The sequence below is a fragment of the Rossellomorea aquimaris genome, assembly GCF_000935355.1.
Taxonomy (GTDB): domain Bacteria; phylum Bacillota; class Bacilli; order Bacillales; family Bacillaceae_B; genus Rossellomorea; species Rossellomorea aquimaris_B.
Window position 1 is genome coordinate 239,277 of record NZ_JXZC01000001.1, and the last position, 20,505, is coordinate 259,781.

A 20,505-nucleotide genomic window follows, 5' to 3' on the forward strand; every position below is an offset into this window, starting at 1 on the left:
GAAGTATAATAGAAGTATTACATAACTGAATTTCCAAAGACTATTTGATAAAATAAAGGAAAGATTCACTCGTTAATAAACAATAATTTAGTTATGTAAACAAAAGGAAGGGGATTATTTGTGTACGTTTTTGTTTATGGGACGTTAAGAAGACACGAAAGCAATCATTCTTTATTAAAGGAAGCTATTCTGGTGAGGGAACAAGCATGGGTGGAAGGTGTTCTCTACGATACAAAAAGAGGATTTCCTGCACTGAAAGAAGGCAATGGGACCACTTATGGCGAATTATATAAAATTAACTCCAGTATATTATCACCGTTGGATGAGTTGGAGGATTTCATAGAAGAACGTGAAGACAACCTTTATTTACGAAAGCTTAAGCTGGTCGACACAGATGATGGACCTCAGCAAGCTTTTGTGTATTATTCAGAGAACGAAGAATTGTTCAAGGAAGAAATTCTGTCAGGAGATTGGAAAGTACATCAGTTTCTAAATGAAAAGCCTGATAGAATACTATATTTTGCGTATGGTTCGTGTATGGATGATGAGCGTTTTAAAATAGCGCAAGTAGATCACCATTTTAAAAACTGCCTTGGTGCAGGAGTGTTAAAAGGATATTCCATGAAGTATCTCTTTAAAGTACATGATGGTGGCCGGGGAGATATCATCGAGGATGGAGGGACAATGGAAGGGGTAGTCTACGATATCCCTCAACTAGCAGTAGAATACTTGTTCACAAGAGAGGGGGTAGGTCCTGGATGGTATAGAGCAGCATTCATCGACATACAGATTGACGGGAAGCTTTATCATGACGTTTTAACCTTTATTGTAAAAGGTAAGTTTGAGGAAACGTGTCCCCCTGAACATTACGCAAAAGAGATTCTACGTGGTAGTCGACCACATGTAAGCAAGTCCTATCATGAAAAATTACAGCAACAATTACTTGGAATAGGGATGACAGAAGTTCAGGTACAGAATCTTCTTGACTAAGACGAATAGATGCTTGGACCAGTCCCGGGAGGAGAAGAAATGATGGTAAATGATCATACATTATTTACTGCAATAGAATCCCATCACTGGGACTATCCAGACAGACTGATCCCCAGTGAAGTGGTTAGTTTACACAGTGATGGAATCGTTGCCATTAAAAATAGACAATTGAAAAATGTATTTGCCAATAAGGTACCAAAATTCATTGCGAACAACATGCATGAACTTCATGAGCAATGGAAAGAGATTGAAACGTTTTATGGGGAGGAATCCTTTAGTATGTGGATCAGGGAGCCGCTTATCGATCAAGAAGAGGAATTTCTCCATTCTAAGGATGGAATGATGGAAGAGAGGTATGAGGGGCTTGTATTTGATCTAAATCAGAGTACATTCATCCCTCCAACTAATCATAGAGTCATTACAGTTGAAAGTGATCTTCACATCCATGATCTTGTACAAATCAGTTCCTCTATATGGGGGTATAGGGAAGAAGATCAGCCGGTAATTTTCAAACAAAGAAAAGAGTTTATAAGGAAATCGGGACCGGATGGTGGGTTCACATTGGCTTACAATAAGGAGGGGCATCCCGTTGGATACGGAAATTATCGGTTTAGCACTGATCATGAAGTCCTTTACCTTAATGGAGGAGGGGTGCTCCAAGAAGCAAGGCATGATGGGGTATATTCTTCATTAGTGGCGCATCGTTTGAAAATGGCAAGACGAGCGCAATGTCGGTTTGTAACCTGTCAGGCCAGGGTAGGCCACTCAGCCCCCATTCTAAAGAGGTTGGGCTTCCAAGCGTTTTCAACCTATCAATATTGGGTAGTGAATAGAAAAGCCCGGGCAAGTTTTGAAAGCGCGAATAAATAGTCTCTTTGAGTGAAATGGAGTGATACAATGGATGGATATTTTACTACAATTGGTTGATCAATTTGGATATATCGCCATGTTTCTTTTTAGCTGGATTGTTTTTTTAGGATTACCGGTTCCTAATGAGCTGGCTGCTGCACTATCGGGATATTTATCTGAATGGAGAAATTTCAACCCGTATACCTCCTTTTTCTTTATGTATAGTGGTTTGATCTCTTATGGAATCTTCGCCTTTTTAAATGGACGATATTTCGGAACTAAATTAATTTCTCGGTTTATGAAGGGAGATAAATCAAGAAAACTCATTGATAACGGTGAAAATTGGATTAAAAAGTACGGTCCGCTTGCAATTTCTTTCAGCTATTTTATACCAGGCATTCGTTTATTCATGCCTTATATTGCAGGAACGTCCAAAGGGATTTCTTTCATGAAGTTTCTCTTATATGCGCTTCCATCTGCTTTTATTTGGGGATTTGCGTATTTTCAGATTGGAAGATACTTTCCAAAAAGTTTTCAGGGATTGTTGGAAGAAATGAGCGTGAAGGCAGGAATTGTTTTCTCCATTTTATTCATCGGGGTTATCGTGTACAGTATTGTTTTGACATTGAAAAAAACCCATAATGCCTCGAAATGGAAAAAAGTCCGTTATCGAAAATAAAGAAGGACTGATCAAAGAAGTCATCTCCTTTAATCAGTCTATCTGTCTTGTTCGTCTTTCATAATAGTAAAATACTTACCGAGTATACCCAAAGCTTTAATTGTGGTTCTTGAGCCATTTTCATCCTCGTATATTTTACCGATAGTATTAAATAGCAAGTAACCGTTTTTAATGTTAGAGCCTGTTTCAATAAGAGTTGAATAAGTATTTCCCTCAATTTTCTTTGAACATGTTATGGATTTATTACATTCAATATTGTATTCATCTAGAAGCCATATATAAAACTGTTCTTCATTTGGCCGGTGGGTACTCATGTAAAAAAACATCAAAATCAACGTGAATATCCCCATTCTACTTAATGCGCTTCTCACCATCACAATCGAACCTCTCCTGAAAATCCCTTCTATAATATACCATATGTCCTTGTTGAATGTGAACATCATATGAAAACTGACAAATGAGATAGTAGTTGAACTTATAGCTTTGTAAGAATATACTATTAGCATAGTATATTCAAAAAGGAGGCTATTGAATTGATTCACAAAACTTGGACGGAAAACAATACCGGAAAAAAGGTAAAATGTGTACATACGGATGCTAAGAAATATACAGTTGAAAATGTTTTAACCATTGGTAAAGAATACGATGTGAAAAACGAATCTGAAGAGTATTACTTCGTCATCGATGAGAGTGGGAAAATGGGAGGCTTCTACAAAGTGTACTTTGAAGAGGTATAAACCACTTCTTTCTGGCTGGTTTCTTTTTATGAGGAGAAACCGGCTTTTTTGATACTACTAAAATATGGTGCAAATGGGGAAAAGAGAATGAAACACTCATTTAGTAAGCGAATCATTTCTATGGAGGACCAAGCATCTCTGAATAACCTTTTCAAGAGTTATGAAACTGAAGTATATGGAGAGGTTCAAACCAGTGAAGCTGAAATTCAAGAAATGATGGATTCTATTCCTGAACCTGACCGAAGAGGGCTTTGGGATGAAGGGGATTTAGTAGCTATCTCCATTCTTACTGAAAAAGATCACCGCTTACCTTCGTTAATCCTTGCCCTTCCTAACGATCATATGGAGCTCTATATAGGTGAGATGGCAGAAGAGCTTTTTACATCAGCCAGGAGAAAGAAAGAAATGAATTCGGACTCAAAAACCATTATCCTATCTGCAAATCTTGATAAAGAGAAAAAGGCTTTTGAGAAACATGGCTTTACACCAACTCGATATTGGTTTCAGATGAAAAAAGACCTTAAAGATCTATCTGTTGCATCAGTCTCTTCATCTTATCGTATTTCAAGTTTCAACCCAGAGACCGAAGCGGAGAGTCTTCATCAGGTATTTGAAGAGGTGTTCTCGGACCACTTTGATTATCATCCATCAAGTCTGGAAGAATTTATGAAACGTTTTCTTCGCCCCTCATTCGATCCCGATCTCTGGTTTGTATTAAGAGAAGAAAAAGACCTGGTAGGTTTTGTCTTTTGTTCGGTTAACAATGAAACAAAATTAGGGGAAATCACTCATTTGGGGATTCGCAAAAAGTGGCGTCGCAAAGGGCTTGCCCATTATTTGCTCAATTATGCTTTTTCAAAATTGAAAGAGCAAGGAATGACGACAGCCGCTCTTTCAGTCGACAGTGATAGCTATACAGACGCAACCATTGTTTATCAAAAGGCTGGAATGTATGTATATCGAGGGTTCACTCGATATGATTTAGAAGTATAGAAGCTGAAACACCCATATAAGGGTGTTTTTTTACATTTTGGGATATTTATTGGTTGCTGATCCAGAACTAAAATAAATGCTTTGAAACAAAATTAGGCATAGCCTTTGCAGTGTAAGCGTTATTACATGTAGAATGTCTAGTATGTGAAATGGAAAGGATGTCATAACATGAATGTTGAACGGTTATTACCAGAATCGGTTACTTATATAATAAACGAGAGAAAACAATTATTCTCTTCTCCTGAGCATTCTTCATTAATTGGAGAAGGGGGGTATACTGCTAGTGAAGACTATATTATTGAAGATAGTATCATCTCTCTGTCATTAGGAAAAAATCTTCTTCTTAAGGGACCCACTGGTTCAGGGAAAACGAAGCTATCAGATACCTTGTCATCCATCTTCTCCCAACCGATGCACAGTATAAATTGCTCGGTTGATTTAGATGCAGAAGCATTACTGGGCTATAAAACAATCAGCGAGAGAGACGGAAAAAACGTCATTGAATTCATCGAAGGGCCTGTTATTCAAGCGATGAAAAATGGGCATCTTCTTTATATTGATGAAATCAATATGGCTAAGCCTGAAACGCTGCCAATCTTAAATGGTGTGTTGGATTACCGTAGAAGTATAACTAATCCATTTACAGGGGAAATAGTCAAAGCCGCACCAACATTCGGTGTGATAGCGGCAATTAATGAAGGATATGTAGGCACAGTTCCATTAAATGAAGCACTAAAAAATCGCTTTGTTGTAATCGATGTACCGTACATCGAAGGGGAAACGTTAAAGAGTGTGATTGAAAGTCAAAGCAAGCTTTCCGATTCTAAGCTTATTACTCAGTTTGTAGCTCTGTCTTCGGATTTATTGGTTCAAGTGAAAAATGGTCAAATTTCAGAAGAAGCGGCATCCATACGTGCTCTTTTAGATGCCTGTGATTTAGCCGTTTACTTGCCGGCAAAAAGGGCTATACAACGTGGAATCGTTGATAAACTGGAAGACGAACGAGAAAAGGCGGCTATTCAAAATATAGCTGAAACATTATTTGAATGAGGGACATGTAATGCATCGATTTATCCAATTTAATGATGAAACCATTGACTCTTTTTTAGTGATGGAAATGGCTGATTTGACGAAAACACTTTCCAAAAATGCCGATATGAACTTGAAATACGGACCGTTTTCTTATCTCGATTATAAAGAAGGAACGGTTTATGTCAGTCATTTTTGGGATCACCGGAAAAAAGAAGAAGAAATACATGGATTGAAAAGTGATATTTATTTAAGGACGATCGGTAATCTTCATGAAACCATGAACGAAGAGGTTATCGATTATATTGAGAAGGTGAAAGCCACGTCTGTTCCCCGATTTGCCAAGCAGCTTTTTGTCATTGGTGAAGAGGCCCGCTTAGAGGAAATCTGTAAATCAAAGCGTCCCGGAACAAAGAAATCATTTGAAACGAGAAGAAAATTATATCGCCAGCATTTCGAAGCACAACTTAAAGTGAATATAACGAAAAGTGTTTTTACAGATGCATTATTTAATTCTATATTCCTTCTTCTCCATGCCCAATCTCCATTAGAAGAACCGGTTCTGATAAATGAGGATATTGATTTAGCAATGCCCTTTTTGCATCGGCAAATCACCCGCTTCTTTGAAACCTGTAACACAAAAGATGTGGTAAGAATTTGCTTGGAAATGGTAGAAGTAATAGATGAGATTGTTAAAAAAGATATGTTAAATGAATACTTCCATCTACCAGAAGATGTATATGACACTGAGGAAATGTTTACTGAAACATTTGACGATTTAAAAAGAAAAGATCCTCTTGCTAATCAGGATGTGTTGGAAGAAGAGAGCACAGGCGAGGAAGAAGTGATAGATGAAGAATTCCGAACTTGGCACAGGGAAACGAGTGACAAAGGGGAGTCATTCCTTCAGTTTGACTTAGATCAAGGGTCTCAATCAGACCTTATGGGCAAAGGTGTCCGTGAAGGAGATGATGGGGACCAGGCAATGGCTATGGTACAGGGCTCAGCCAAAGAAACGGAGCAGGAGCAGTATCAAAATGTGAAGGCACAGGAGCAAGAAAGAGAAGAACTTGGTGGAGGGGAAGCTGAGTATGGAAAGGATAATCGCTTTGCTGTACCTCACTTTATTTCGCCAACAGTTCCATCCTCAGAAGACAAGCACTTGTATAACCTAAACAAAGGCATTATTGCTCCTTATCAAAAGAAACTTCAGAAAATGATTGAGAAAACATTGGAGCATAAGCGAATTCAGCCCAGAAGTGATTTGCACTTCGGCAGGCTGAACAAAAAATTATTGCGCTTTATCACAGATGATAACCCAAGACTTTTCTATAAAAAGCAAAACCCTTCATCTGAAATAGATGCTGTTTTCTCATTATTAGTGGACTGTTCAGGTTCGATGTATGACAAAATGGATCAAACGAAGCAGGGGATTACGTTATTTCATGAATCATTAAAATCGGTTCGTGTACCACATGAGGTAGTGGGATTCTGGGAAGATACTAACAGGGCGACAAAGACCAGTCAACCCAATTATATGAATCCTGTACTGGATTTCTATTCTTCCTTAAAACCTAACAGTGGTTCAGAAATCATGCAGCTCCAGCCTGAAGAAGATAATAGGGATGGCTTTGCCATTCGGTTAATGACAGAACGGATTATTAAACGGAACGAAAAACAGAAATTCCTTCTTGTCTTTTCTGATGGTGAGCCAGCAGCCATGGATTATGAGCAAAACGGGATTGTTGATACCCATGAGGCTGTTTTAGACGCAAGAAAACAAGGGATAGAAGTCATCAACGTCTTTCTAGCGAACGGCGAGATAGATGAGGGGCAAAGAAAAACCATTCAGAATATATATGGGAATTACAGCATTCTTGTTTCAGATGTAGAAGAACTCCCTGAGGTGTTGTTTCCTTTATTACGAAAGCTTCTGTATAAAAGTATATAGAAGAATAACCAAGACGATTACATGGGAAACATGTAGTCGTCTTTTTTGGGAGAGGAGCAATTCAAATCAGTCCTTAGACTGAAACAAAATCAATCATCCATCTCATTCGGATCCCCTTTACCTGCAATATACTAAAAGTAATAACATTAAAGGGGATGGGTAGGATGAACAATATTTCTGATATGAATGCGGCGATTCAAGAATATCACAGAATGAATCATATCTTAAATCTAAAAGGGTGGAGGCAAAAAAGAGCCTCTAAGAAACAGCCATGGTTTGCTAAAAATCTGTAGGTGAAAAATTCATTATGAGAGGAAAAAAATGTATAATAAAAAGAATGATTATTCTCACTTTATCGTAGAAGGTCATTCTTTTTTGTATGGTGAAAATCATATAAATACGAGTTGTATTCATGATGAAGGGAAGGTTAATGAATAATAAGATGAGGAAAAATTTATAGAATAAGGGAGGTCACGGTGATTTTGCATGAGTTGGATATGCACCATATTTTTGAACTGGGACTTATTTTAGTGATGATCGCAGCAGGCATAACGGCGATAGCCAAGAAATTCAAACAACCGTATCCAATTGCACTTGTTATTGTAGGTGCCCTTATCGGGTTGTTCAATATACCAGTTCTTGAGCCCCTCAAGGGTTTTATAACAGAAGGGGAAGTATTTAATTTCGTCATTATCACATTATTTTTACCAGCGCTTTTGGGAGAAGCAGCTTTGAAGCTGCCTTTTACTCATTTGCGTGCTAACAAGGAGCCTATTATAGCCCTGGCTTTTGGTGGAACATTCATTTCTTTCTTGATAATAGGATTTACCTCTTATTACTTCTTTGACTTTCCCATTCCGGCAGCATTTGTTTTTGGGGCATTGATGAGTGCGACTGACCCTGTCAGTGTATTATCCATATTCAAAAGCGTAGGGGTAAAGAAGAGGCTTGCTGTTGTCATTGAAGGTGAAAGCTTATTTAATGACGGTTTAGCCGTGGTACTGTTCAATATCTCAGCTTACTATTTACTATCCTATATCGATGCAGGCTGGGCCGGACTTGGAAGTGGGATTTGGGAGTTCATCCGGGTAGTATCCCTGGGGGTCATTATTGGAAGCTCCCTCGGTTATGCATTTTCCATATTAACGAAGTACTTCGACGACTATCCGTTGGAAATTATTTTTAGTGTGATTTTGTTTTACGGTTCATTCCTTCTTGCAGAAAGTGTGCATGCTTCAGGTGTTATCGCAGTGGTCATTGCGGCTCTTATATTTGGAAATTATGGCGGGAAAATCGGTATGAGTCCTACGACCAAGTTGAATATTAATAGCTTTTGGGATGTAGCCGCATTACTGGCCAATTCACTCGTTTTTTTAATGGTCGGCCTGGAAATAACAAGGATTGACCTAGTTGAAAAATGGCCTTATATTTTCGCAGCCATTGTCTTAGTACTCTTGGCACGAAGTATTGCCGTCTATACAAGTCTATCTCTCATTGGGAACTTTCCTCATAAATGGAAGCATATTTTGAATTGGGGAGGTTTGAAAGGGTCGCTATCCATTGCATTGGTACTTAGCCTGCCAAGAGACTTTCCGGGCAGGGAAGACGTCCTTATTCTTGGATTCAGTGTGGTATTATTCAGCCTTGTCATTCAAGGATTAACGATTAAACCACTAATCAATGTATTAGGTATTAAACCAAAGGAAGAGGGACATGCAGAATTTGAAAAATTGCTCAGTCAACTACACAGATATGAAACAGCCATTGGTGAAATCCATCGGGTAAAACAAAAGCTCTATATTACAGACCCTGTATCAAATGAGCTTATCGATACGTACACAAAAAGAATTGATATGCTAAAAGCTCAGTTGGATGATTTATTTGAACAAAATCCGGTCATAAAAGCAGATCAGCTTACGACACTGAGAAAACACGCATTATACGCAGAATATGAGGCTGTTGCAAAACTGGAAAAAGAAGAAATCATCACAAGCTCCATCGCTGAAAAAGAATATGATGATATAACCGATAGCATTGTTCATAATGAGGAAAAATAGTAAAAGAGGAGCCAAATCGGCTCCTCTTTTACTTTCTGATTTCAATGAGTTTTTGTTTTAAGTCGTTTTCCATCGTGACCATTTCCTGTTCTGCCTGCTGACGTTTCTGGCGTCCTTCTGCTTGTATGGCCAATGTTTCTTCAATGGTGGAAATAAGGTTTTCCTGTGTTTTCTTCAACGTTTCAATATCAATGATTCCACGTTCATTTTCTTTCGCAGTTTCAATACTATTTGTTTTAAGCATCTCTGAATTTTTCAGAAGGAGCTCATTGGTGGTGCGCGAAACCTGTTTCTGAGCGGCTACAGCCTTTTGCTGATTCAAAAGAGTCAAGGCTATTGCAATTTGATTCTTCCAAAGAGGAATGGCTGTGAGCACCGATGCCTGTATTTTTTCTGCCAGTGCCTGGTTCGTATTCTGAATTAAGCGTATTTGAGGAGCAGACTGAATGGTCATTTGTCTACTCAGCTTTAAATCATGAATACGCTTATCCAATCGGTCTAGAAATTGCATGGTATCATTGACTTCCTGATAAATCAATTCGTCATCCGTTTCTTCAGCTTTCTTGCGTAATGAAGGAAGCAGTGTATGTTGAATCTCTTCACGCTTAACTTCAGCTGCTGCGATGTACATATTCAATGCTTGGAAATAGTCTTTATTTTTTTCATATAAAGTTTCCAATAGTCGATTATCATCAAGCAGGGTTTTTTTTGAATGTTCGAGTCTGACTGAAATGCGATCGATCTGTGAGCCGATTTTTTGATATTTGGAAAGGACCTCCTGCAGGGAGGAAGAGACTTTACGAAATAGCTTCTTGAAGACACCTTTTTGCTTGGTGTTTAGCTCATCCGGATTCATTTGCTCGAGCTTTTTCATTAAATCTCCCAACACATCGCCAATCGGGCCGATGTCCCGCTTTTGTACATGATCGAGCATGGAGTGGGAGAAAGTGGATAGCTGGGTCTGTGCGGCAGTACCATATTTCAATATCGCTTCATAGTCTTTATAGTCAATCTGCGCCGCCAATTGTTTTGCCTTTTCCTGCTGTTCTTTTGGTAAGCGGTCGAGTAGCAAAGGAGATTTTGTCTGTTCACTTAATGCAGGCATTTCATCTCCAAACGGGTTGGAAAGCAGAAGGTCCAGTTCAGATTGTTCATTTCGTTGCTCCATCGTAAAACCTCCGATATCTATTTTAAGTCTTTTTTATGAGATAAATGTTGATTGGCAAAGTTTAGTTCAAACTGTAGTGTATCCATATCATCAGCCAGTACGTTCTGCAGGTCTTTTTCCAATGACCCTGTCAGGTCATCAAGTGTCGTCCGGGTTTGTTGAAGTGATAAGAAAGCTTCTTTGTTTTTCCCTGATTGTGCAGCAAGAAACGTATATTTTTCTGTGATTTCAACAACTGAATCCAGATGGTAGAAAAAAAAAGATTCTGCTGAAAAAAATCTTTTTGGCTCTTTCTTCACCAGTTGATAAATTCTTCTGCTCAATCTGCTCAATTCGAGGATTTGCTTAAATGCCCCAAGTGACCTTACCCTTAATTGTTGTTTTTGAAGGCGTTTTACTTTTTCTTTCGCTTCTTTTAAATTCTTATTAATATATCGAAATTCCTGTGAGGAAAGTCCATTTTTTTTCAGCCACCATCTCTTTTGCAGTCCCTTTACGACGAAGAAAAGAAGAATACCCGTACCGAGACTTGACAAGAATGTAAGAGGAAATCCTAAGTCAAATAGGAGTAAGTAGGCGATAAAACTACTGGTCCCTATACTGAATGAGATGACTGTTCTTACTAAAAATTGAAGAAATGTATTCATTTCATCTACCCCTTATTAAAGATGCTTACGTTAAATACGATTTAATGTGCAAAAAAGTTTCATATTCATATTCTTATTTTATTGTAAATGAAGGTGAAATGGAAATATTGTACCCATTTTTATTACCCAGGCTGAAAAAGTTTACAGGAATTGACATCATTCTTTCAATTTCTTAACATTTCGCGCATTCATGATTAAAGAAGAAATATTTTTGGTAGAATGGTTTAGTACATTGACAAGACAGGTGTGTGGATATATGAAAAAATGGTTCATTGTGCTGATCTTCTTCTGCTTCTCTACCTCTATCGTATCAGCTCAAGAAAATATTGTAAAAAAACCTAAAAACTTATTTAGTGATTCGGCTATTATCATAGATTCTAAAACAAATAGTATATTGTACTCAAAAAATTCGACAAAACGAATGAACCCTGCAAGTATTACAAAAATTGCTACAGCTATTTATGCCATCGAGCATGCAAACCTTGATGACAAGGTGGTAATAAGTGAGAAAGCAAGTAATACAGAAGGCTCCACCGTTTACTTGGAAGCAGGTGAAAAGGTTTCTTTGGAGCAGTTACTTCAGGGGTTGATGGTCAACTCCGGTAATGATGCAGCGGTTGCCATTGCTGAACACACTGAGGGATCCGTTCAGCAATTTGTGGAAAAATTAAACGTTTTTCTGAAAAAAGAAATTGGCGTAGAGAAAACAAATTTTGAAAACCCTCATGGACTGTTCGGTAAGAATCACTATACAACGGCTTATGATATGGCAGTGATTACCAGCTACGCTTTGAAGAACAAACAATTTCAAGAGCTATTTAGTTTGAAATCCATAGATTGGTCGACTGAGGGATGGAAGACTACTCTTTATAATCATCATAAAATGGTGAAAGGAGAACTTCCTTATCCGGAAGTGACCGGAGGGAAGAATGGGTTCATTGATGAATCCAAACATACGCTGGTGACTTCCGCTGAAAATAATAATCTTTCTCTGGTCACTGTTACGATGAAAGCTCAGTCGAAGAGAGCCACCTACTCAGATACCAGAAAACTACTTGATTATGGATTAAACAGTTTCACTAGAAGCCATATTCCAAAGGATACGGTCTTTCAATATGAGGATACTTCCTTTAAGCTTAATAAGGATTTCCAATATACCCGGTCTAAGAATGGAAAGATTACTGAGAGCCTGGATCGAAATGGAATATTAACACTATATAATGAAGAGCAGGAAGAAATGGCTTCAACAAAGCTCAATCCTGTGATGAAATCTCCCGTAAAACAGAAAAACGCAGTTGCTTCGAGCAAAAGCACAGAATTATTTTTCCAAGATGAGTTACGTCAACAAATCCTCTTTTATCCGTTTTTTATATACATGATTTTGCTTTTCATTATAGGAATTTCCATTGTTCGAATAGGATCTGTAAAGAAATAACCCTTAAATGGAAGAAGGGAGCCCTTGGGCTCCCTTTTTTCATTGACTTTCTTGTTTTTCTAAAGAGGGTTGATGATGATAAAGAGTCTTACCAATCAGCGTTTGTAAGATGAGAAATGCCCCTCCAGCTGTCCAATATAGGGGTAAGGCGGCTGGTGCATTAAATGAAAAAATAAAAATCATAATGGGCGAAAGATAGCTCATTATTTTTATTTGGGCCTGCTGCTCTGCAGGCATATTTATTAAAGATACCCGAGCCTGGGCTAAATAGACCACCCCAGCGATAATGGCCATAATATAATTCGGCTGCCCCAAATTAAACCATAGAAAGGAGTGGCTTGCGATTTCAGATGATGACCGGATTGCATAGTATAACCCGATCAATATGGGTGTTTGAATTAACAAAGGTAAACATCCCATATTAAGAGGATTCACTCCATGTTTCTGGTAAAGCATCATCATTTCTTTTTGCAGTTTCATCTGCTCATCTTTATCATTCGCTTCTTTTATCTTTTTTTGAATTTCCGTCATTTCTGGTTTGATTAAAGCCATTTTCCCTTTCATCTCTTGTTGATTTTTATACGTGTTAAGCATAAATGGAAGAAGAATGAGACGAATAAGAAGTGTAATGACAATGATCGCAAGTCCAAAGTTTCCACCCAGGAAGGTCCCTATTTCATGGATGAGAAACGAAAATGGGTTAACAAGATAGTCGTGAAAAAACGCTCCCTCAGTTGTTGCACTTTGACACCCTGAAAGAGTTAATAGTGACAAGAGCATGATGAATGTAATTTTTTTCAATGATTATTCCTCCTCTGTATAAATGCTTCATGATTAGAAACATACAGAAGAGGCTTCGTCGTCATTATCGGTATGATAAAATTGAAATTTCATGCATGCAATGAACCTCAGCCCTATAGGAATAATCTTATTCGCTGTAACGCACGTTACAATGAAATTTGTTCTTTCGAGGCTCTTATCATAAGGTCGTACGTATAAATGATATATTCCAGGAAAATGATCCAAAATCAAAGCTATTATAAATAGAAATACTATACTAAAATGTAATGGGCTTAAGTAAAAATCTATAAAGTCTTGTATAATGATAAATGTCAATGGAGAAGACTCCTTTAATTTACTGATCAAATGTATTGTTGAATCATAAACTCTATTCCATTTAAAGTATACTGCTAAATGGAAAAAGAAACTATGGTAATTGTACATACGAATATGTCAACAATAGGTTTCACAATAATATAATCTTATAAAATAGGGATGTTATACAGAATGAAATACTTATTAGTCGGCATTGGTGGAGCATTAGGAAGTTTGTGCAGGTGGGGAATAAGTTATCACTGGACCATTCAAAGCGGGTTACCGTTCGCGACCCTAACGGCGAATCTCTTGGGAAGTTTCCTACTAGCCTATTTCTATAGTCAATGGTCTGCTAAATATGAAAAATCGTATTTATTTATAGCTTCAGGGTTTTTAGGCTCTTTTACAACTTTTTCTACACTGAGTATCGAGTTAGTCACCTTTTTAATAGAAAAACAATTGGTTCTATTCTTCGTGTATTTTGCCTTTACTTCTATAGGTGGCCTTCTATTGGCTTGGACAGGTTATGTAGCAGGAAGAAAAAGAGGGAGGCTTGTTCATGGAGATTAACATACTTCTAATTGTATTGGGCGGAAGCTTGGGGGCTATTGGACGATACCTGGTTGCAAATGGCGTTAAAAAATGGAGTAGTTCCAGTTTTCCGAAAGCGACCCTACTAGTTAATGCGATTGGTTCTTTACTATTAGGGTTATTGGTTGGAAACGGTGCTGGAGAGACCGCCATGTTCTTTATCGGGGTCGGTTTGTGTGGGGCATTTACCACCTTTTCAACCTTTATTTGGGAGACGATAAGCCTTCTCCGACAAAATATGAAAATGGGCCTATTTTATTTCTTTGGCAGTCATATCATTGGAATCATATTTGGAGCGACAGGGTACATCTTGGGTATGGCAGCTTAGCAAGGTGTCATACCAAACAAAAGGACCCCTTTCGTGGAATAATCCCGCATTAGAGATCCGTAAAATAATCATATGAAAAAGGATTAATCAACCACAATATATGCAATCATAGGACCGTTGCGATCAATGGTTTCATGAGTCTCGCAAATCAGTCTATACGTTCCCTCCTTCGAAAACGTTACGTTTACAACAGTTTCTTCCCCTTTTTTTACCGTACCTTTAATGTCTGTTCCCTCAATATAAAACGGATGTTCCATGCCGTTGACTCCGTAGATTCGTAATTCCACAGGCGTCTCTTTTTCAACTACAATCGTCCCAGGGTCCCATCTATAGGCCTCAATCTTTTTTCCGGAGGCAGTTTCAGACTTGAATTCCCCAGTGACCAGCTGGATGACTTGTTTCTCTCTTTCTTTATCTGATAATGAGACCGTAGGATAGGAGTTCTTAGAGGATAATGCCCATATCGTCCCGACAGTAATAAGCATGATTGTTACCAGTATTGCGATGATGGAACCCTTTTTTAACACAATAAAATTCATATGGTTTTCCCCCTCTTTTTCTATTTAGCGTAGATTTACCAAGGTCTTTTCTATTAAACCTATGCTTGTACTTGAGGGAACTTGTCAATAATTTAAAAGATGCATAAGTTAAATATTTTTCTTTCGTTCGTATTTTATGTACAATTTGGACATGGAAATAAGGAGGGTGAAGCATTGAATAATACATGGAGAGTCATGACAACAAAGAGTGATGCAGAGCCTTGGTGGTTTTTTGAAGGCTGGGAAAAAGATATCATTCATGAATGGACATTTAATAGCAGGGATGAAGCGGTTGGAAGGTTTCTTGAGGAAATGAGACGACTGAGTAATACCCATCATAAGTCCAAAAGTAAGAAGATGCACTCTATTGCGTTTTGGGACCCAGGTGAAGTATTTTTTTGCGAAGCGTGTGACGATGATCTGCAGGTCTATTACGGATTGATCATTTTTGAAAATGACCAACCGATGGAAATGAAGGATGAGTCCGTCATCAATCAAATCAGAGATCGAATTCAACAATAATAAAAAATAGGTCCATCTTTACTGGATGGACCCTTGGCTTTTAATCAATTACTCCTGTCCGAATGATCTTATTCTCTACTTTCACTTGAAAAGAAGCATCTTTGTAGAGTTTATCCCACTTTTCCCTTGATAAATCTTCGTGTCCCCTTATACTCTTATACTCCATGCCAAATCCAATCGGATCCGTGCCTTCCTCTTGAAGCATCAAGATAATCTCTTTAATATTCTTTTCGATATAATTCCCAATCTCATTTTCAAGTAAGCTTAACACTTTCGGATTGGACAACTTCATTTCTTCAGACATTTCAAGTAAACGTGATTCGATCTTCAAGTTCACTTCAAAGGTTGGTGTTGCTTTTTTTTCTGTTTTTATCTTATGAGATGATTTGATACTATCTATCATAATATAAACCTTATCTTTTTCTTGTCCAAGATGAGGACTTGTCAAGTAAGGTTTGAACTTTTCTAATGGCAGTTCCACTTCGACGCTGCCGGCATCGTAATCTTCCATAAGTGATCGAATAAAAAAAATCTTGTCTTTTTTTATCTCTTTAATGAATTTATCCCGTGTAAATAATGCGAAGCCATCTACTCCAACCTTCCCGTCTGATGCCTTTAGCAACGGCAGCATGGGGTCTTTGCCAACACTTCCGTAATCAGTGATGAATTCTTGAAGTGTCGGTGAAACAAGCGTCTCCGATTCAACATTTTGCCTGACCAAGTTATATAAGTACGTCCCCATATTCGAAGGTCTTTCCGTCATTTGATAATTCAGGATTTGTTCGGCAGTTGTATCAGCAATTGTTAAGTACACCATATTCCCAATGGAGGAATCCCGTTCCAACGTATCAACCAAGTGGGATATCCCTTTTTCCGCAAGCTCCCTTCCGTAAACAGTAATCCTTAACTGACCGGAAACAAGCTTATGGTCGGTTTCTAAATTCTGCGACAGACGGATTCCTTTACTGGTCTTAGACTTACTAATAAGTACCTTTTCAACGTCCTGCATTGCCGGATTAAACTGATACAGGACCATTGTGCCGGTTATTTTCTCGTCTTCAGCCTGATCATATCCAACGGCTGTAATCAATCCCAGCTTTTCTAAATACCTTGGCTCCACACAGCTACTTAAGAAACAAGTACAAAGACAAAGCAGAAGAAGCATGATGGTTTTAATCATACATCTACACCCTTTTCTTTCTTACTAATGTATTTCAATTTAACCAGTATGAATAAGAGGCAGGGATAGACAAGGGAAAGAATAAAACTGGAGGTCCCGACTTTGTCTGTAATGACGTTCATCGTGAGACGATCCTGTACGCATAGGGATAATAGCCATAGCAGGATGGCGAAAAGGTAAATGGACTTTTTTTGAGAAACATTAAATACTCTTTTCATTCCTCTTGAAGCTGACCAAAAATAGAGACAAATGTTTGGAAGGATGACCAGCATCCAGAAAGAGACTGCAATGAATTCAAATCGTTCCAAGTTTGGGATCCTCAATATCTTGAACATGGACAGGACTGGCCAGATGGTCTTTAAAAGGGCATCTTCTGAGAAGAACCCGATACTGACAACGGTCACAATCGTAAAGAGAAAAGTGGAATATCCTGCACCAATCAGGCCATATTTTAGTACTTTTTTCTTTTCCTTGATGTAAGGGTACACAAATAACACCAATTCAAATCCAATAAGGGTAAAGCTTGATTTATATATACCCATCATTATTTCTTTGGGGGAAGATGTTAAAACAGGCAGAAGATGATTGAAGTCCAGATATTTAATAGGGGTGTAGATCATAAATACTAACCAGAATGCAAGGATGAGCCCCAAAAAAGCAATGCCGACCACAACCCGGATGCCCCCTAACACGCTATAAACCATTAAAAAAATCAGTAACCCCATCAAGAGCCATGTAGGCATTTTAGGGAATATCCATGCCTGGACCATCTCGATATAGTTCATTAAAATCACGTAAGTGACACTGAGATAATATCCGATATATAGGACGTTAAATCCTTTGCTGATCCATTTTCCATAAATGTCCATATGGATGCCGTACAAATCGGTACTATCGTATGTTTCAAGCATTTTAACCATGAGAAATAGAACAAACGAAACGAGAATTCCAGCTGAAAGGACAGAAATCCATGCGTCCCTGTTTGCCTCCATGTAAATGACCCTGGGCAGTCCTGCAATCCCGACTCCAGTTTGTGCCGTGTGTACGATAAACATTATCAAGAAGGCATTAAACATTAACCGTTCCTTTGGATTCACATTAATATTCATACATTTCATCCTTTACTCATCAACGTCTTTCTTCTCTTTTGCTTTCTTCTCAGGGATTCTTCCCTGATCTATGGGGTGGTTGGAAGTCGGACGTTGGACTAAATACTGATAAGGTAAGCGGAATAGACTGTATTTGAAGTCTGCAAACCTAAATGGGTAAATGGGTGATAGATAAGGCCTGCCCAATGTTGTCACTTTCAATAAGTGAATGAGAATAAAACAGAAGCAAAACATGATTCCCACACCCCCGTATAATCCCGCCATGATGATGATTGGAAAACGGATGATTCTGACGGCAGTTCCGATTGCATAGCTTGGAGCAGTGAAGGAGCCCAAGGCAGATATCGCGATGATGATAATCAAAATGTTACTGGTGAACCCGGCTTGAACTGACGCTTGACCGATGACGATACCACCTACGATCCCCATGGTTTGCCCAACCTTTGTTGGTAACCTTGCTCCCGCCTCTCTTAACAGCTCAATGATGAATTCCAATAAAATTGCCTCGAAAACGGGAGGGAATGGAACATTAGATCTCGACTGTCCCAGAGAAACAAGGAGAGCAGAGGGAATGACTTCATAATGAAACGTCAGGACCGCCACATAGGCAGGTGTCAAAAGGATGGAGAAAAAAATAGCTACAAAGCGGATTAGTCTTAGGAATGTCCCCATATTCCATCTCATATAAATGTCTTCTGTCGATTCAAAGAAATTCATAAACGTAGATGGCCCGATGATCGCTGTAGGACTGCGATCGACAAGTAAACAGATCTTTCCATGCAGGAGTGAGATGGTACAGCGATCAGGCAGCTCAGTCGTGATAAATTGTGGGAAGAATGTAATTGAATTATCTTCGATCATCTGAGCCAGCACAGTGGAATCCACTATACTATCGACTTCAATTTCCGTAATTCGCTGTCTGAACGTATTTACATTCTCTTCTTCAGCAATGTCCTTTATGTATACCATTTGAACTTTTTTCTTCGTTCTTGAACCGATCATAAAGGTTTCGACGCAAAGTTTTGGATCGTTAATATTAGAACGGATTAAATTCAAATTCTTCGTGATGGATTCTGTGAATGAAATTTTGGGACCAAACACTAGGGATTCTGTTTCAGCTTTTTCTAAGGCACGTGTTCCTTTATCAGCTACATCTGCTAAAATACCGTGAGTATCACCTTGTTTAAAGATATAGGCCGTCCCGTTTACTAAATTATCTATTACATCGTTCATTTGATTTGTCTGTGTAAGTTTCGCAATATTAATCGTATCTTGGATAATAAGATAATTTAGCTCTCCAGCAGTTTCTTCAAGGGGCCGGATAATGCTATCCTGCAACGATGTTGTATCGATCAGGTCTTCAAAGTAAACCACTGCGAGTTTCTGTTCTCCGATAGTAATGATTCTAAATACTAAATCCTCACTATGGCTAACCAGGCTGAGTACTTCTTTGTGAAACGTCTCTATATCAAAGCTATGGGCCGACCCGTTCTCAATATCCTTTTTTACTTCTCTACGTCTAAACACAGAATCAACACCCTAAACCTTAATTTAAAGATTAGACTTCCCATGAAACCTATTCTTTATCACATAAAGTCCTTCATTCTAAGAAGTGAAAAAGGGAAAATATATACATAAACTGTAAAGGAATTGGGCAAGGTAGGAGTGGAGGTGAAGCAGATGAGCAACAAGAAAAAAGATCCATCGAAAGCTGTTCTGGGTTCTTCTCAAGTAGAAGGACAAGGTACAACCAACCAGGAATTATCAGGTGGAGTAAAGGCTCCTTCTTCTAGAAGCAGAAAGAAAAAATGACGGAGGATATTCATCCTTCCTTCAGTACATATGAGGCGATTGTTACCTATACTAAGGAGTTCATATATTAAATTGAAGTCAAGTATGGTATAATGGAAACAATCGTAGAAATTGTTCCGATTATACTGGCTACACCTAATTGACCACATACTATCTGCAGCATAAATTACCACAATCATTATTTTCCTGTTAGAAAGCATAGCAAGGAAATCCTACTTACCTTAAAGGAGGACGTTCAATGGCTTTTGGTCGTAGAAATCAAGTTGAGGAAGAAATTAAAACAGAGGAAACAAAGATTTGGGCTTGTTCCGCTGAAGATTGTAAAGGCTGGATGAGAGATAACTTCAAAAGTGAAGATACGCCTAAGTGTCCGCTTTGTAAAGAAGATATGGTGACATCTACTAAGGTATTACAAGTTGTAGACAATCCACATCCTACAATGAAATCTTCCTAATGGGTCGTAAAGAACCAATCATTTGATTGGTTCTTTTTTCTTGACCTAGCTATACTAGCATCATCCTCATGGTGTGATTTTAAAAAAAATATTAAACTCTTTTTTTACATTTGAATAGTATGTAATGTATTTATGTAATAAGGGAGGGAGCACCATGTCTAACAAGAAAGAGAAGGAAGTCAAGAGTACTTCTACTGAGAATAAAGAAAACGTATGGGAAAGCTTTTGGAAGCTGTCAAAGCCTGTTGAAGTAAATAAAGAAGAAAAAACAGTTAAGTGGTTCTAAGTTGATGGCAAGGTTGTACATGCGTGTATGAATACGACTGTACAGCCTTTTGTT

At 38.3% G+C, this 20,505-nt stretch carries 23 protein-coding genes; 15 read left to right on the plus strand and 8 right to left on the minus strand.

Annotated features, from left to right (window positions below):
- The first annotated feature begins 120 nt into the window (after positions 1–120).
- From TV75_RS01295 to TV75_RS01305, 3 genes are read left to right on the plus strand one after another with little or no spacing between them, the layout of a single operon-like run.
- A complete protein-coding gene (locus TV75_RS01295; protein ID WP_044336759.1) occupies positions 121–990 on the plus strand; it encodes a gamma-glutamylcyclotransferase in 870 nt (289 codons plus the stop codon).
- 39 nt (positions 991–1,029) lie between these two features.
- Complete coding sequence (locus TV75_RS01300) at positions 1,030–1,860, plus strand: GNAT family N-acetyltransferase (RefSeq protein WP_044336761.1); 831 nt, start codon at positions 1,030–1,032, stop codon at positions 1,858–1,860.
- A 31-nt stretch (positions 1,861–1,891) separates the two neighbouring features.
- Positions 1,892–2,518: a DedA family protein gene (locus TV75_RS01305; RefSeq protein WP_044336763.1), complete on the plus strand. Its 627-nt coding sequence runs from the start codon at positions 1,892–1,894 to the stop codon at positions 2,516–2,518.
- Between the two features lie 38 nt (positions 2,519–2,556).
- Here TV75_RS01305 and TV75_RS01310 read toward each other — a convergent pair whose 3' ends face one another.
- On the minus strand, positions 2,557–2,895 hold the full coding sequence (locus tag TV75_RS01310) for a hypothetical protein (protein WP_044336765.1): 339 nt from the start codon (positions 2,893–2,895) through the stop codon (positions 2,557–2,559).
- Between the two features lie 156 nt (positions 2,896–3,051).
- Between TV75_RS01310 and TV75_RS01315 the strand changes: the two genes are divergently transcribed.
- The 5 genes from TV75_RS01315 to TV75_RS01335 all read left to right on the plus strand — a co-directional run bounded on the left by TV75_RS01315 (position 3,052) and on the right by TV75_RS01335 (position 9,285).
- Positions 3,052–3,255: a DUF6501 family protein gene (locus TV75_RS01315; protein ID WP_044336767.1), complete on the plus strand. Its 204-nt coding sequence runs from the start codon at positions 3,052–3,054 to the stop codon at positions 3,253–3,255.
- Between the two features lie 87 nt (positions 3,256–3,342).
- On the plus strand, positions 3,343–4,248 hold the full coding sequence (locus TV75_RS21050) for a GNAT family N-acetyltransferase (protein ID WP_156142295.1): 906 nt from the start codon (positions 3,343–3,345) through the stop codon (positions 4,246–4,248).
- A 168-nt stretch (positions 4,249–4,416) separates the two neighbouring features.
- Positions 4,417–5,298, plus strand: coding sequence for an ATP-binding protein (locus TV75_RS01325; RefSeq protein ID WP_044336768.1), 882 nt, complete (start codon positions 4,417–4,419; stop codon positions 5,296–5,298).
- Positions 5,299–5,308: 10 nt separating this feature from the next.
- On the plus strand, positions 5,309–7,228 hold the full coding sequence (locus TV75_RS01330; protein ID WP_044336770.1) for a vWA domain-containing protein: 1,920 nt from the start codon (positions 5,309–5,311) through the stop codon (positions 7,226–7,228).
- Between the two features lie 482 nt (positions 7,229–7,710).
- Entirely contained in the window at positions 7,711–9,285 is a 1,575-nt protein-coding gene (locus TV75_RS01335) for a cation:proton antiporter (RefSeq protein WP_156142336.1), read from the plus strand.
- 28 nt (positions 9,286–9,313) lie between these two features.
- On the opposite strand, the gene TV75_RS01340 is transcribed toward TV75_RS01335, so the two are convergent.
- Together TV75_RS01340 and TV75_RS01345 are read right to left on the minus strand one after the other, a co-directional pair.
- Positions 9,314–10,453 carry a toxic anion resistance protein gene (locus TV75_RS01340; RefSeq protein ID WP_044336772.1) on the minus strand — a complete coding sequence of 380 codons (1,140 nt, stop codon included), beginning with the start codon at positions 10,451–10,453 and terminating at the stop codon, positions 9,314–9,316.
- 17 nt (positions 10,454–10,470) lie between these two features.
- The gene (locus TV75_RS01345) at positions 10,471–11,100 is read right to left on the minus strand and encodes a 5-bromo-4-chloroindolyl phosphate hydrolysis family protein (RefSeq protein WP_044336774.1); all 630 of its coding nucleotides are present in this window, start codon (positions 11,098–11,100) and stop codon (positions 10,471–10,473) included.
- A 256-nt stretch (positions 11,101–11,356) separates the two neighbouring features.
- Here TV75_RS01345 and TV75_RS01350 point away from each other — a divergent pair, with 256 nt between their 5' ends.
- The gene (locus tag TV75_RS01350) at positions 11,357–12,535 is read left to right on the plus strand and encodes a D-alanyl-D-alanine carboxypeptidase family protein (RefSeq protein ID WP_044336776.1); all 1,179 of its coding nucleotides are present in this window, start codon (positions 11,357–11,359) and stop codon (positions 12,533–12,535) included.
- A 39-nt stretch (positions 12,536–12,574) separates the two neighbouring features.
- On the opposite strand, the gene yidC is transcribed toward TV75_RS01350, so the two are convergent.
- The gene (gene yidC, locus TV75_RS01355) at positions 12,575–13,315 is read right to left on the minus strand and encodes a membrane protein insertase YidC (protein WP_156142337.1); all 741 of its coding nucleotides are present in this window, start codon (positions 13,313–13,315) and stop codon (positions 12,575–12,577) included.
- A 507-nt stretch (positions 13,316–13,822) separates the two neighbouring features.
- Here yidC and TV75_RS01365 point away from each other — a divergent pair.
- Together TV75_RS01365 and TV75_RS01370 are read left to right on the plus strand one after the other, a co-directional pair.
- Complete coding sequence (locus tag TV75_RS01365; RefSeq protein ID WP_044336782.1) at positions 13,823–14,200, plus strand: fluoride efflux transporter FluC; 378 nt, start codon at positions 13,823–13,825, stop codon at positions 14,198–14,200.
- Complete coding sequence (locus TV75_RS01370) at positions 14,190–14,549, plus strand: fluoride efflux transporter FluC (RefSeq protein WP_044336784.1); 360 nt, start codon at positions 14,190–14,192, stop codon at positions 14,547–14,549. The genes TV75_RS01365 and TV75_RS01370 overlap by 11 nt, the downstream gene beginning before the upstream one ends.
- Positions 14,550–14,632: 83 nt before the next feature.
- Here the strand turns inward: TV75_RS01370 and TV75_RS01375 are convergent, their stop codons facing one another.
- Complete coding sequence (locus tag TV75_RS01375; RefSeq protein WP_044336786.1) at positions 14,633–15,088, minus strand: cupredoxin domain-containing protein; 456 nt, start codon at positions 15,086–15,088, stop codon at positions 14,633–14,635.
- A gap of 174 nt (positions 15,089–15,262) precedes the next feature.
- On the opposite strand from TV75_RS01375, the gene TV75_RS01380 reads away from it, so the two are divergent.
- Complete coding sequence (locus TV75_RS01380) at positions 15,263–15,610, plus strand: DUF1033 family protein (protein WP_052504385.1); 348 nt, start codon at positions 15,263–15,265, stop codon at positions 15,608–15,610.
- A 40-nt stretch (positions 15,611–15,650) separates the two neighbouring features.
- On the opposite strand, the gene TV75_RS01385 is transcribed toward TV75_RS01380, so the two are convergent.
- The 3 genes from TV75_RS01385 to TV75_RS01395 are packed head-to-tail and all read right to left on the minus strand — an operon-like array spanning position 15,651 to position 19,426.
- The gene (locus TV75_RS01385; protein WP_044336789.1) at positions 15,651–16,790 is read right to left on the minus strand and encodes a Ger(x)C family spore germination protein; all 1,140 of its coding nucleotides are present in this window, start codon (positions 16,788–16,790) and stop codon (positions 15,651–15,653) included.
- Positions 16,787–17,899: a GerAB/ArcD/ProY family transporter gene (locus TV75_RS01390; RefSeq protein ID WP_044336790.1), complete on the minus strand. Its 1,113-nt coding sequence runs from the start codon at positions 17,897–17,899 to the stop codon at positions 16,787–16,789. The genes TV75_RS01385 and TV75_RS01390 overlap by 4 nt, the downstream gene beginning before the upstream one ends.
- A gap of 12 nt (positions 17,900–17,911) precedes the next feature.
- Entirely contained in the window at positions 17,912–19,426 is a 1,515-nt protein-coding gene (locus TV75_RS01395) for a spore germination protein (RefSeq protein WP_082051103.1), read from the minus strand.
- 153 nt (positions 19,427–19,579) lie between these two features.
- On the opposite strand from TV75_RS01395, the gene TV75_RS21720 reads away from it, so the two are divergent.
- The 3 genes from TV75_RS21720 to TV75_RS22455 all read left to right on the plus strand — a co-directional run bounded on the left by TV75_RS21720 (position 19,580) and on the right by TV75_RS22455 (position 20,451).
- Positions 19,580–19,711, plus strand: coding sequence for a YuzL family protein (locus tag TV75_RS21720; RefSeq protein ID WP_156142296.1), 132 nt, complete (start codon positions 19,580–19,582; stop codon positions 19,709–19,711).
- A gap of 238 nt (positions 19,712–19,949) precedes the next feature.
- Positions 19,950–20,165, plus strand: coding sequence for a cold-inducible protein YdjO-related protein (locus TV75_RS01400; protein ID WP_034758928.1), 216 nt, complete (start codon positions 19,950–19,952; stop codon positions 20,163–20,165).
- 154 nt (positions 20,166–20,319) lie between these two features.
- Positions 20,320–20,451 carry a hypothetical protein gene (locus tag TV75_RS22455; RefSeq protein ID WP_301280405.1) on the plus strand — a complete coding sequence of 44 codons (132 nt, stop codon included), beginning with the start codon at positions 20,320–20,322 and terminating at the stop codon, positions 20,449–20,451.
- Positions 20,452–20,505 lie beyond the last annotated feature (54 nt).

Coding starts and splice junctions, on each gene's coding strand:
- TV75_RS01300 (WP_044336761.1), top strand. CDS start 1,030: ATGATGGTAAATGATCATACATTATTTACTGCAATAGAATCCCATCAC.
- TV75_RS01305 (WP_044336763.1), top strand. CDS start 1,892: ATGGATATTTTACTACAATTGGTTGATCAATTTGGATATATCGCCATG.
- TV75_RS21050 (WP_156142295.1), top strand. CDS start 3,343: ATGAAACACTCATTTAGTAAGCGAATCATTTCTATGGAGGACCAAGCA.
- TV75_RS01325 (WP_044336768.1), top strand. CDS start 4,417: ATGAATGTTGAACGGTTATTACCAGAATCGGTTACTTATATAATAAAC.
- TV75_RS01330 (WP_044336770.1), top strand. CDS start 5,309: ATGCATCGATTTATCCAATTTAATGATGAAACCATTGACTCTTTTTTA.
- TV75_RS01340 (WP_044336772.1), bottom strand. CDS start 10,453: ATGGAGCAACGAAATGAACAATCTGAACTGGACCTTCTGCTTTCCAAC.
- TV75_RS01345 (WP_044336774.1), bottom strand. CDS start 11,100: ATGAATACATTTCTTCAATTTTTAGTAAGAACAGTCATCTCATTCAGT.
- TV75_RS01350 (WP_044336776.1), top strand. CDS start 11,357: ATGAAAAAATGGTTCATTGTGCTGATCTTCTTCTGCTTCTCTACCTCT.
- yidC (WP_156142337.1), bottom strand. CDS start 13,315: ATGCTCTTGTCACTATTAACTCTTTCAGGGTGTCAAAGTGCAACAACT.
- TV75_RS01365 (WP_044336782.1), top strand. CDS start 13,823: ATGAAATACTTATTAGTCGGCATTGGTGGAGCATTAGGAAGTTTGTGC.
- TV75_RS01370 (WP_044336784.1), top strand. CDS start 14,190: ATGGAGATTAACATACTTCTAATTGTATTGGGCGGAAGCTTGGGGGCT.
- TV75_RS01375 (WP_044336786.1), bottom strand. CDS start 15,088: ATGAATTTTATTGTGTTAAAAAAGGGTTCCATCATCGCAATACTGGTA.
- TV75_RS01385 (WP_044336789.1), bottom strand. CDS start 16,790: ATGATTAAAACCATCATGCTTCTTCTGCTTTGTCTTTGTACTTGTTTC.
- TV75_RS01390 (WP_044336790.1), bottom strand. CDS start 17,899: ATGAATATTAATGTGAATCCAAAGGAACGGTTAATGTTTAATGCCTTC.
- TV75_RS21720 (WP_156142296.1), top strand. CDS start 19,580: ATGAGCAACAAGAAAAAAGATCCATCGAAAGCTGTTCTGGGTTCTTCT.
- TV75_RS01400 (WP_034758928.1), top strand. CDS start 19,950: ATGGCTTTTGGTCGTAGAAATCAAGTTGAGGAAGAAATTAAAACAGAG.
- TV75_RS22455 (WP_301280405.1), top strand. CDS start 20,320: ATGTCTAACAAGAAAGAGAAGGAAGTCAAGAGTACTTCTACTGAGAAT.